We start from the raw sequence: 12,302 nt of genomic DNA, 5'->3' as shown, positions 1-12,302 counted from the left end.
ATGCCTTTCTCCGTGCGGGCCGGGTCAGGCGAGCTTGACCAGGCGCCAGACGTTGTCGGCGGAGCCGTTGTCGGGGTCCTGGACGACCTGGGTGCCCCAGGTGGCGGCGCCGTTGAGGATGGCCAGCAGCTTCCCGCTGTTGACGTTGCGGATCTTGTAGGTGCCGTTGCCGAGGTCGACCAGGGTCCAGCGATGGTCGGCGGTGCCGTTGTCCGACCACTGCAGAACCCGGGCGTTGTCGGCGGTCGACATGTTCTCGACGCCGAGAACCTTGCCGCTGTTGACGTTGCGGAACCTGACCGCGCCGCCGTCGGTGATGGTGACCCAGTTGTGGTCGGCCGTCCCGGTGTCGCCCCAGGCCACGGCGAGCCCACCGTCGGCGGTGGACATGTCCTGCACGCCCAGGACCAGGCCGGTCCCGACGTTGACCAGCTTGTAGGTCTCGGTGCCCCCGCCACCGGTGGCGTTCCAGTAGACGGTGTAGTTGAAGCCGTGCGCGTCGTGGAACGGCCCGATGGCAACGGTCGTGCCGTTGGCCGTCGCGGTGAAGCTCAGGCTCGACGTGCTGGTCCTGGCGATGGACGAGACCGTCAGCGACGGCGGCGAGGACAGTGCGGTGGTGCCGTAGTTGCCGCAGAGCACCGCCGGCCCGTAGGTGATCGCCTGGACGTTGGCGTTGTCGTTGGCGGCCAGCATGACGACCCGCATCGGCAGCTTGACCGTCAGCGTGTCCCCCGCCGCCCAGGCCCGGGTGACGGTCGCGTAGCTGCCCGGCGTCGCGGTGACTGCCTGGGTGACCCCGTTGACGGCGAGGACCGGGTTCTGCGTCCAGGACGGGATCCGTACCCGGATGCTCCAGGTGCCGCTCATGGTGCCGGACAGGGTCAGGGTGGTGGTGTCGCTGACCGGGTACGTCGTGGACTGGGTCACCGTGATGCCGCGCTGCGACCAGTTCAGCGTCGAGGGCACGAAGAGGTTGACGGTCAGGGTGGTGCCGGCGAAGAAGTAGACGGAGTCCATCAGCTTGGTGTTGGTCTCGATGCCGGTGCCCTGGCAGCACCAGAACGAGTTGTAGTCGGTCGAGTAGGTGCCGCCGCCCCAGGCCGGGCCGACCCCGCGCCGCCCGCCGGGCCGCAACGGGGTGAAGTAGGTGACACCGCCGTGGCTGTCGGCCGGGTTCTGCGCACCGATCAGGTGGTTGAGCAGCGCCCGCTCGTAGTAGTCGAAGTAGCCGGCGTTGTTCGGGTCGAGCAGCCACAGCTCCCGGGTGAGCTTGAGCATGTTGTAGGTGTTGCAGTGCTCGCAGGTGTCGTTGCTCAGGTAGCCGGCGATGGCGTTCGGGGCGCGGAAGTGCTCGGCCTGGCTGTTGCCGCCGATCGCGTAGGTGTGCGCCCGGGTCGTGATGGCCCAGGCGTTGGCGGCGATGTCGCGGTAGCGGGTGGTGCCGGTCGCCTTGTACTCGCGCGCCGCGCCGACCCACTTGGGCACCTGGGTGTTGGCGTGCTGGCCGTTGAGCTGGTCGGTGTTGGCGGCCAGCGGGTTGAACGCGGCCTGGTGGTCGAAGCGCTGGGCGACGGTCAGCCAGCGCGCGTCGCCGGTCTGCTGGTAGATGTCGGCCAGCACGTCGTTCATGCCGCCGAACTCGGTGCCCAGCATCGCCTGCAGCTGGCTCCCGCTCAGCCGGGCGGTGCGGCTGTCGACCCAGCCGGCCAGCGCGAGCAGCACCGTACGGGCCTGGTCGTTGCCGGTGAGGCGCCACACGTCGAGCAGCCCCGCGAGGGTTTTGTGGACGCAGTAGTAAGGCACGTTGCCGTTCGACAGCGTGCGAGCCTCGAGCGCGGTGAAGTCCGACTCCGGAAAACCCGACAGGTAACCCGCGCCGAACCCGGCGGCGCCGTTGTTCGCCTGGCACCTGGCCAGCTCGGCGACCATGTAGTTGGCCTTGTCCCGGCAGGTCGTGTCGCCGAGCACCGCGTACGCCTGGGCCCAGGCGGTCAGGAAGTGCCCCTGCATGTGGGAGCGGAACGGAAACGACGGGGCGTCCCAGCCGCCGTTGCTGGCCGCGCCGTTGGTCGCCAGCCGGTGGTTGGCCCGGAAGACGTAGAGCAACCGGTCGACGTCGACGAACCGCAGGTAGCTCAGGGTGCGGTTCTGGTTGTCCAGGAACCGGCCCGCGGTCAGCCGCACCTCGCCCGGCCGGAAGGCGAACGCCGCCGCGCCGACATCCGGACGGACCGGCGGCACGACCGCGGCCGCGGCGGGCCGGGCGTCGAGGACGCCGGCCCCGGCCGTGCTGACCAGAGCGGCGGCACCGGTGGCCTGGAGCAGGCGACGGCGGCTGAAAGCGGGGAACGACATGGGGAACTCCTGTCGAAGGCGGTCGGGAAACGGTGGATCCGGTACGGGCAGAGATGGGTGAGCAGTCACCGCTGCCGGGTGAGCAGTCCCGGCCGGTACGGCAGCAGCCCGTAGCTCGCCGCTCCTTACCGAAGGACTCCCAAAAGTGAACGTTCACATCTTGCCGAGGACGGATGCCTGGAGGGATCAGACATTCAAGGATGGCAATGTTGCCAGAGTGTTTCACTCCGCTCAAGAGCGGCGACCACCGAAGTTGCACCAGCCGGAGTTTCGCCTGCTAGGAGCCTTGGACTGCGGCTCACGAGACCGACCCGCATCGACCCTCGGAAGTCGGGTGAACTTCGAGATCGATCAGTCGTAACACTTTTTCCGTGCCATTTTGACAAAGCGTGCGTGTCGATTTGCACACATGGCGATTGCCGAGCGGCGCGAAACCATTCGCGTCCGCATTCCGGCGAAAACCAAAAATGCGTAACCTCGCCGGAGCGCATTGACGGACGGCGCGGCAAGGGTCGGACATCCGTCACTCGCGGACTTCCGTTCCGACCTCACCCCAAGATCACGCTCGGGCCAGGGGTCAGCGCGTTTGGGTTCGGGATCACTCTGACAGCCGACGAACTCGCTTCGTTGGCCGATCGATTCAGGCGGGACCCGGCCTACGGCGGCCCCTGCCTCATTCACAACCGGGACCATGTCTGGCTCGATTCGAAAGTGCGACCCGACTGGTCCAACCAGCGGCGGCTGAAACCCACAGACGACCGGGTGGCGTTCGTCATCGAGAACGCCGCCTCGGTGCACGCGCTGGATCCCGGCCACGTCGCGGCGGATCATCAGGGAGCCGATCCGCACGTGTGGAGTACGCACTGGGAGCCCTATCAGCAATGGATGATCGTTCGGCTCCCGCTGGCGTGACGGCGAGGACAGCGCACGCTTGCCTCCGCAATCAGGCCGCACCAGCGCGAAGGGCACGTCCTCGGCGCGGTGGCCTTGGCTGCTCCGCTCAGCACGCTGCAGGCCGCCACCACACCTCGATTTCGTGGAACGAGCCGGCGGGGTGGATCATCCCTGCAGCGTTTCGGCCCGAAACGGCGTCTGTGGGTGTGGAGGTGGGTATGGACCCGAGTGCGGAGACCCGGCGCCGGCGGTGGTGGATCGGCCTGTCCGTCGTGTTGCTCCTGGTGGCCGGCGTCGGCGTACCGATCTCGGTGGTGCTGCTGCGCGACCACGTCGCGGGTCCGGTCGCGGAGCTCCCCGCGGGCACCGCGGGCCCGCGGCTGGTCACCGCCTACGCGGCCGACCAGAAGTGGTATGTGATCGATCCGGCGGCGGGGCGGTACCGGCAGGTGGACGGCGGCGGCGTCGCCTCGGTGTCGCCGGATCTGCGGCTCTACACCGACGTGGCCACGCAGAAGGGCATCACGAGCCTGTTGCGGATCACGCCGACCTCGGGCGCCGGTCCGGACAAGTACCACAAAATTGCCGGCGACGCGGGCATCCCGGTGTGGTCGCCGGACGGCAACTGGCTGGCACTGCCGGTGTTCAAGACCTCGGCCGACGGCCTCAAACCCGAGCACGGCTTCACCGAGCTCGTCCTGGTCGACGTGCGCGCAGGCACGATGCAGCGCCGGAAAATCCGGATCGGCGACCGGTACGGCGAATGGGCGAGATGGGCCGGCGACGACACCCTGCTGGTCGGCGCCGACGGGGCGGGCGCCGAAGAGGAGGCGGGCGTGGCCGTGGTGCGCCGCGACGGCAGGATGCTCAGCTGGCACCCGCTGCCGGCCGGCGATCCCTGCGAAGCCCTGCCGCGCACGGCCCCGCCCAACCACGGCGGCAAGGTGTTGAGCTGCACGCAGGACGGGTCGGACCAGATATACCGGGTCTTCGACCCGCGGCGCGGAACGACCGGGCCCGAGCTCGGCCGGATCCCGCTGTCGCCGGACCGGCGCATTGAGCCCCTGTTCTGGCAGGGCGACGACGCCCTGGTGCTGCGGCTGTTCGACATGGTCGGCGACGGAGATTTCGCCGATGTACGGGTGGCACGACTGTCCACCGGCCAGATCGGGCCGGCGCCGCGGGGCTTGCCCAAGGCGGCGGTCCAGGCAGCGGTGGGCTCGTCGGACGGCCTGTCCGCGGCCGGCGCGAAGCTCACCTTCTAGCGCGGCCCACGGCATTTGACCCGCGTTCGAGTAGGTCAGGCAAGCAGTCCTGGCGCGTTGGCCGCCAACGCAGGGCAGATGGCCGCACTGCTCCATGCAATAGCACCGTCATCGTCGCGTGAGCGCGCTACATTCACGGGCGTCCTCGGAATGTGCATGACCGCGTACATCTTCCTGCGGCAGCCGCGCTCGGCGTCGTAGCCCGCCAGCGGTCGACACGAAGCATCAGGGCGAGGTGGGGTCGAGCGAGACTCTCCCCGTCGCGTCGCTGAGGCGGCCAGGATGCACGCCTACCTCGCGCGGCGTCGAACGACCTCGATGCGCTAGCCGCGCGGACTCTCGCCCGCTCGTCTCCGAACCGGTCCCGGACCAAGGATGGATGACATCGCCACCTGACCTACATGCGCGTCCTCGAAGAACTCACGCAACCCGGTCCTGGCGATTCACTCCCGCATCAGGACCGCCGAACAGAAACCGCGACGGTCCCCATTCGCTGGCCCGGCCCACCAGCTGTTCATCATGTCCCGGGTCTGTGAGGCCCGCTGCGGCGTCTTCGTCATCGTCAGGCGCGAGCCATCCACAGCCCACTCGCCGCCGCCGGCGTGCAGCCGCGTCACGCCACGGCTTTGGGTATAAAGCACCGGTGCCTCGACCACTGCGAGTGCGTGCCAAGCCTCATCGTCGACGGACATTTTGGCCAGGGCCGGCCCTGGCCAAGGTCGACGCCACTCCGCACCGAGGCGAGCGTTCAGCTGCGCCTGCGTCGGCGACACCACGAACTCGAGATCCGCATGCTCGATCGCGTGACGGAGATACCGTTCCGCTTCCGCCAGCGCGGGAGACCCGTCGAGGCGTACACCGACTTCCGCACCGCTGGTCAGACCGTGTTCGCCGTCGAGATTGGCCGAGAAAAGCGCCCCGTGCCTGCCGTCGGCGATGACGCCTTTGGCGTGGTTGAGCGAGTCACCCACGACACGTACGCCCAGGGCGCTCAGGGCGAGCGCCTCATCGCGGTGGCCGGCGAGATTATTGCGAGCCCGGCACAACAGGGTCACCTGCACGCCGCGTTCGACGGCCGCTGCCAGGCGGTCGTGCAGCAGACCGGGTTCGCTGATCAGACCACGCAGCCCGAAGGTGGCGAGCAGTACCTCGTGCCGGGCGAGGTCGATGACGTCGTGGATGGCTCGCAGGATGTACCGCTCGTCGTCGTGGGTCCAGATCACGCCGGCCCGACTATCGAGTGGTGGGTCGGGGCGGCACGGTGACCTCGTCGGAAGCCTCCTGGCCAGGGCGTAGGCCTCTCCCGGCGGCGCCTCCCAGCGGCAGTCGGCATGCCACATCCGGGTGAAGAACCGCGCCAGCCGCCGGGCCTCGCCGGCGTCCGTCATCAGGATTCCGCTCTCGCCCGTCACCTTGCGTTCGGGCCGGTCGATGAGCGCGCTGGTCTCCAGGTTCGCGCTCGACACGAGCGCAGCTTCGTCGTCGACCACGAGGAACTTCGCGTGGCAGTTGTCGTAGCCCCGAACGAAAATCCCGCGCTTCGTCATCTCCTCGAAGCGATGACGTTGGGCGGCGATGTCCGCACCCGCGTCCTCCTCCAGCGCCGAGAGTCCTCGTGAGAGGCTCCGTTCGTTCCAGGCCGTAATGACGTAGACACCGCCTCGCAGCCGCTCCACCGCTTCGAAGAGCGCATTCAGCAAGGCCTTGTCACCGATGCGGAAGCTGGCCAGGAAAATCTTCTTCCGGGCACGGCGGACCAGTTCCACGGCGGCCTGCTGGATGCCGGGCTCGGAGTCGCGGTAGCTGAAGACATGGCGGTGCGCCCCCGGCTGCGGCGTGGCGGCAAACGGTGTCGGCCGCACGTCCCGGAGCAGGAAGAAGCCACCGGGAACGGGCATCGCGCCCAGATCCAGGCGACCTTCAGGCGTAGTCGAAGTCATCGCGCTCCCGCAGGGCGTAGGCGAGACGATAGTGACCGAGCTGCCAGACCCGCTCGACGACCTTCGTGGCCCCCAGCGCACCGACGACGTCGTACGGCAGGCGGGCGGCATCCTCCGCGAGCCGCGCATGAACGACGGCCGCAGCCGATCCGTCGCTGACACCGGCGTTGATCGCAGTGTCCACGGCGATGGCTGCGGCCGCGGTGGCATCGGCCGCTGCGATGCCGAGCGCGACCTCGACCACCACCTCCGACGTCTCGATCGCGAGGCCGGCCGGCTGTGCCAGGTTTCTCCCCGCTGCCGACAGCACGGCGGCCTGCCCGCCCGTCACCTCGATCTGCCAGCGGGCGGGCGAAACCCGCCGCGGAACGGGCGCCTGATCCGTACGCTGATCGCCGCCCAGCAACGCCCTCCAAAGCGCCGATGGACGCTCGGCCAGCACCCGATCGACTCCCCGCCATCGCTCCACGAGGCTCTTCACTCCGGGCAGCAGGATTGCCGGTGCTCCGTCACCGATCGAGAGTCTCACGTCGGCCCCCGAGTCACCGGTCACCTGAGCTGTACATCGAAAGACAGGACACAAACCTTGATCGAACGCGACGACGTCGGTCTCGACTCCCCTGATGCCGGCCCTTCCGGTGAGCAGGTCGCCGAGGCTGCGCCCACTCATAGCCTCGTCCACTGGGTAGCGGCCGGCCGGCTGCACGCGGGCCTTCTCCCAGCCGAGCAGGGGATCATCGCCGGCAGTCGCGCGGTCCAGAACGACGATCTCGCCGACGCCCGGAAGCACCACCACTTGAACGCTCTCGACCCGGTCCTGCGCGATCTGCTCGGACAGCAGCATGCGCCGGCACAGCGCATCGTCGGCGGGCGTACCGGCCGAGGTGATGGCACCGGCCGCCACCAGGCGGCGGCCCAGCACCGGGAGCAGGCGGGCGGGCAGGTCGGTAACCTCTTCGAACTCCGCCGGCGCTGCGGCGCCGAACGCCAGTACCGCCTCCAAGACGAAGCGTTCCATCCCGGTCAGAGCGGTGGCCGTTTCCATCCGTACGGGGATGTTGCGCCACCAGCGCAAGGGAACCAGCGACTCCTGCACCACCACTCGTGTGTCCGGGCGCACGTCGGGGGGTGCGTCGAGCAGGTACAACTTTCCGCTCACAGGTCCTTCACCAAACCGTACCCGTCGGCGTCGCTGTCCAGCAGCCGGAAGAGGTTCGCATAAAAGCGTTCGGCGGGGTCCGCACCGGTGAGCCGGCGCAGCGTGTCGCCGTGACCGACCAGGATCAGCCCTCGCCGGGCCCGGGTGCAGGCGACGTTCAGGCGACGGATGTCCTGCAACCAGAGTCCGGCGTTGCGGCGGGGACCGGCGCGGCCCGGGTAGGCGCGGCAGAAGCTGACGATGACCAGGTCGGCCTCCTGCCCCTGAATCTTGTCGATCGAGTCGACCACCCGGAACTTCAGAGCGCGGAAGGCACGGCACGACGGCCAGCCGAGCGCCTCCCTGATCAGCGTGGCCTGCCTGCGGTAGAACGCAAGGACGCTGACGGTGACCGATGGGCTGCCGATGCTCCTCAGCTCGCGTTCCAGTCGCCGGCAGGTGGCGACGACCCACTCCACCTCGAGAGTGTTGAAACAGCCGTTCTTGTACTGCTGGTGTCGTGCCTTCTCGCCGTAGCTCGAGGTGTCCAGCAGCGTCACCGGATGACTGAGTGCAGCGGAGGTGAACGGTGTGACCTGCAGGCCGGCCACCGGCGTGCGGTAGTTGCCGCCGTACACCGGACCCTTGACCAGGTCGGCGATCGGTTCGATCATGCGGCGCTGTTCGACCAGCGCCTGACGCAGGCCGGCGGGACAGGCGGTCACCACGCGATCGAAGAGGCTCCGCACAAGGTGATCCACCGTCGTTTTCAACATCGACGGGTCGAACTGCCGCCAGGTGTCGGAGACAAGATCTCGATACCGGTCGGGCCAGCTGTGGTCGGCGAGACATCGCTCGGCCTGACGGAGAACCTCCCCGGTCCGGAACACGTGCATCTCCTCGTCCTCGCGCCAGATCCTCGCGAGTTCGTCCACGGCTGCCGGCAGCTCCTTCGCGGCGCGGTCACCGGCTTTGTGCAACGCGGCAAGGGCATGGAGATGATGCTCGTCGGCAGGCTCGACGTAGGGCGGGAGCTGGTGCTCGTCGCCCACCATGATCCAGCGCCGAGCGTGGACCGCGCCCATCAGGAACTCGCTGTCGATCACCCGGCTGGCCTCGTCGACGATCAAGGTGTCGAAGTCCAGGCCCTCCAGGAGCTTGGAACCGACGCCTGCCGTCGTGCAGCAGACCACGTTGGCGGCCTGACGAAACTCGCTGGTGAGCCTGCCGGGATCTTGGGGCTGCGCCAGGTCGAACCATCGCTGCTCAAGCGCGATCCGCTTCTCCAGCACCGAGATCTGCGAGCCGACCTTGATCAGGCTCGCGTGCGGCGCCGGATGGGACGGCCGGCCGGATGCCTCCACTGCACGTTGCAGTTCCTGCTCAGCCGCATCGAGGTTGTGCCGGTGAAGCTGCCACCCGGCGTACCGCTGCCGGCCGTCGCGTTCGCGAGCCGCCTCCAGCTCCTGGAGGGCCTGCTGTGCCGTGTTGCGTTCGTGGAGCCAGTCCTGGTGTGCGGCGCCGAGTCGCACCGCGTCGGCGGTAGCTGTCCGGGCGGCGCCCCGAAGACGTCCCAGCTCATCAGTCCCGCCCACGAGACCGGCGAACCACGATCGGACACGCCGGCCGGTCGGTGCTGCCGCCACCTCGTTCCGTAGAGCCATCGCACGCCGGTCCGCCTCTTGCGCCGCCTCGGACAAGTCATCGACGGTGCGTTCTGCGACGTTCAGGCGCTCGGTGCCCGCGGACCAGGACGATCGAAACCAGGACTCCCAGGCCCGGAAGGACTCAGCCGCCGAAGATTCCTGCTCAACCGCCGCCGCGAGCGCCTCCGCCGCGTGCACGTGCGAAGCCAGATTCCGGCGGACGGTCACGAGATGCTCCAGCCGGTTGCGCCACTCCCCCGCCTTCGACCGTTCCGGTGTCCGGGTACGTCGCAGATATTCGCTGCTGATCCGCTGCAGGAGGAAACGCTGCAGATCCTCGCTCACCTTGGTGTCGTCGTAGGCCAGCCGGACGGGAAACACCTCGGGCCGGTCACCGATCCGCCGGAGTACCTCGTCGACGGCCACATGCATCGGGGCGAGCAGCAAGACCCGCTCGCCCCGGGTCACCAGCTGCAGGACGAGCTCCATGATGACGGTCGTCTTACCGGTGCCGGGTGGTCCCTGGACCAGAAACGCGTGCGGCGTCGCCAATGCGCCGTTCACCGCAGCCTTCTGTTCGTCGTTGAGGTCGATGCCGCTGAGGTAACCGATCGGCTCCGTCGGCGGCGCTCCCGGCGCCAGTTTTTCCGGGACCGTCAGAAGCGTGGCCAGATGATCCCAGTTGCCTTCAACGTTCCCCTTCAGAAAGGAGGCGAGGGCACTGCTGTGCTTTGCCATCGCGAAGCGATCCTTCTGAACCATCTTGATGCGGTCGCCGAGGACGAGGGTGCGGCGAGGCTGCGGAATCTCGCAGGCCTTGCCGTCGACGACGAGGATCGGCACCTGATACTCGTCGCCATCGATGTGGACAGTGACGCCGCGATCCTCGGAGAGCGTCACCATGGACGACAACTCCAGCTCCACCCGGTCGGCGTCCGCGTCGACAACCACCGCCGTCACCTCGACCGTCCCGGTCAACACGCTGCGTGCCGCCAGCACCTTGAACACGGTCTGCAAAGGGCGATAGTGCTGACGGACCCTGCGCTGCATGAGTCCGTGAGCCGAGAACTCGGGCCTTCCGCCGACAAGTGCGCGCTCAGCCCTATCCATCTCGGTCCTCCGGCGGCGAACCTGGTCCAACGCCTCGTCGAACGCCGGCTTCAGCTCCGTAAGATCACAGCTCGCTTCGTCCCACAGCTCGCTGAACACGACGCTTGCAGGACGCACCGGTTCACGACGCCCGAGGCCGTCACCGTCCTTGATCAAGCCGACCTTGGCGATCGCAACCCCACTGTCCCTGCCGATCCCCGGGTTCAGGAACACCTGGTGATATGCCCCGCGTAACAAGTAGTAGGAACCTTGCCGCCCGGACCTCTCTTCGAGGACCACGCCGGCCGTCAGGTCGGCCGCCACCTGCGCCAGCTCGAACCCGTAGTCACGGCGAGGATCGACGCTCAGGCACAGACATGTCGACTCGAACCGGCTCGGCCGGAAAAGCTCAGGTCGGCGGTGGTGCAGATATCGCGCGGTCCAATCGCCCGGAAGGGACAGCCGACCTGTCATATGTCGACCAGGAAGGTGAGCTGAGCGATCCGGTCGTCCACGTCCTCGCCGTCGAACTCAAGCTGCCAGAAGGCGCGCAGGCTCCGCAGAGCCAGGTTACCCAGCTGCTCCCCCAGCTTCGGGTCGATCGTCTTCGTGCCGTGAGCCAGCACCGAATGATTGCGGACCCGGATGATGTCCTTCAGGTGCCGAAGCCCTCGCCCGGAGGACAGCTTCAACTGCCGCAGCAGCGGATCATCGAGGGCGCGCAGCAGCACTGCGGAATCCATCAGCGCGATCAGCGCGGGAAGCCCGGCGGCAGGTGTCCCGTGAACTTCGGCGCTGACCTCGCAGTAGCGCCCCTCCAGACCCTTCACGTCATTGGTCAGCAACGCATAGTCCGGACTACCGGTCTGGAAACCCGGCGCGATCCCGGCAAGTCGTTGAGCAAAACAGCTCTCGACGGTCCGATAGCAGAGCAACGCACCGAAATCGTTGCGGCCGAGACGCAGGTAGTGCTGTCCGAGAAGGTGAAAGTTGAGCAGCAGGGAAGCATCCGGCGCGACCGTGAGCGCATCGAGGAAGTCCAATTGCACACGTAACCGGCGGAGTGCATCGGCGGACACCCGGTGCCCGGGATCGGTCAGCCGGGTCCGCATGGTCCGTACCCGTTCCCCGATCTCGATGAAGTTCAGGTCGCACCACGCCTCGTAGACCGCGGCCAGGTCGCGGAGGAAACGGGCCCGAGCCGGTTCGTACGCCGAGTCGGCGACCTCGGCGAAGCGGGCCTTGGCCGAGGTGAAAGCACCGTGTCGGAAGGCGACCAGGGCAGCGTCCAGCTCCCGGTCCGCGAACATCTTGGTGGGGTTCGGGATGATCACGAGTCGTTCGGTGCCTGGCAAGGACTGGCGCAGCTCGGGATCGAAGGTGCTGTCGATGTAGCACATCGGCAGGTCGAGCTGGGCTGCGGCGAGGGCAGCACTCGCACTCATCACCTTCTTGCCGCCCGTGATGTCGATGAGGATGTTCGGGCGCGCCGCCCCGCTGTTTCCGGCCGGCCGCACCGCCTCATTGATCAGCTGGTAGATCTTCATCGGATCGGTCGGCTCAACCGAATGGGCCTGGATCCGTGAAAATGGCAGGTCCAACGCACTCTGGATGGTGTCGAGACTCGACCGGGTGGCGTCCGACCCGATGATCATCAATCGCGCGGGCTGCACCAGCTTGAAAGCGATGATCGTCGTCTCCGGCGAGAATCCGGAAAGACTCACCAGCAGATCGACCCGCTCCTGCGGCACCTCGGTGGAGTTGATCTTCGCTTGCTCCACAACGGCGGTCAGCAGCTCCGTCAGCCGAAACCGGCGTGCCTGTTCAGCGGGAGGACCGTCGCCGAACACTTCCTCTCCTCGGAAGATGCGGCGCAGCCTGAGCCTCGATCCACCGACGCGATTGGTGCCGGTGCGGGTTGATCGTTTCGATATTCGGTGATCCGGTAGGCGTGCGGGAGTCGCCGATCGCG

7 protein-coding genes are annotated in these 12,302 nt (G+C 67.8%); 2 read left to right on the top strand and 5 right to left on the bottom strand.

Annotated features, from left to right (window positions below):
• Positions 1 to 24 precede the first annotated feature (24 nt).
• Positions 25 to 2,358, bottom strand: a complete 2,334-nt coding sequence (locus ACIBQZ_RS39715) for a beta-L-arabinofuranosidase domain-containing protein (protein WP_396094114.1) — start codon at positions 2,356 to 2,358, stop codon at positions 25 to 27.
• Between the two features lie 627 nt (positions 2,359 to 2,985).
• Between ACIBQZ_RS39715 and ACIBQZ_RS39710 the strand changes: the two genes are divergently transcribed.
• Positions 2,986 to 3,270, top strand: a complete 285-nt coding sequence (locus tag ACIBQZ_RS39710; protein ID WP_396094113.1) for a hypothetical protein — start codon at positions 2,986 to 2,988, stop codon at positions 3,268 to 3,270.
• A 200-nt stretch (positions 3,271 to 3,470) separates the two neighbouring features.
• Positions 3,471 to 4,517 carry a hypothetical protein gene (locus tag ACIBQZ_RS39705; protein WP_396094112.1) on the top strand — a complete coding sequence of 349 codons (1,047 nt, stop codon included), beginning with the start codon at positions 3,471 to 3,473 and terminating at the stop codon, positions 4,515 to 4,517.
• 443 nt (positions 4,518 to 4,960) lie between these two features.
• Here the strand turns inward: ACIBQZ_RS39705 and ACIBQZ_RS39700 are convergent, their stop codons facing one another.
• The 4 genes from ACIBQZ_RS39700 to ACIBQZ_RS39685 all read right to left on the bottom strand — a co-directional run.
• Complete coding sequence (locus ACIBQZ_RS39700) at positions 4,961 to 6,457, bottom strand: phosphatidylserine/phosphatidylglycerophosphate/cardiolipin synthase family protein (protein ID WP_396094111.1); 1,497 nt, start codon at positions 6,455 to 6,457, stop codon at positions 4,961 to 4,963.
• The gene (locus ACIBQZ_RS39695; protein WP_396094110.1) at positions 6,438 to 7,604 is read right to left on the bottom strand and encodes a hypothetical protein; all 1,167 of its coding nucleotides are present in this window, start codon (positions 7,602 to 7,604) and stop codon (positions 6,438 to 6,440) included. The genes ACIBQZ_RS39700 and ACIBQZ_RS39695 overlap by 20 nt, the downstream gene beginning before the upstream one ends.
• Before the next feature lie 8 nt (positions 7,605 to 7,612).
• Entirely contained in the window at positions 7,613 to 10,654 is a 3,042-nt protein-coding gene (locus tag ACIBQZ_RS39690; protein ID WP_396094109.1) for a DEAD/DEAH box helicase, read from the bottom strand.
• 146 nt (positions 10,655 to 10,800) lie between these two features.
• Positions 10,801 to 12,302 (bottom strand): hypothetical protein (locus ACIBQZ_RS39685; RefSeq protein ID WP_396094107.1); only part of this gene is annotated, 1,502 nt, incomplete at its 5' end.

Source organism: Actinoplanes sp. NPDC049599, assembly GCF_044465625.1.
GTDB lineage: Bacteria > Actinomycetota > Actinomycetes > Mycobacteriales > Micromonosporaceae > Actinoplanes.
Note: the sequence above shows the minus strand (reverse complement) of the source record. Positions and strands in the feature narration are given on the sequence as shown.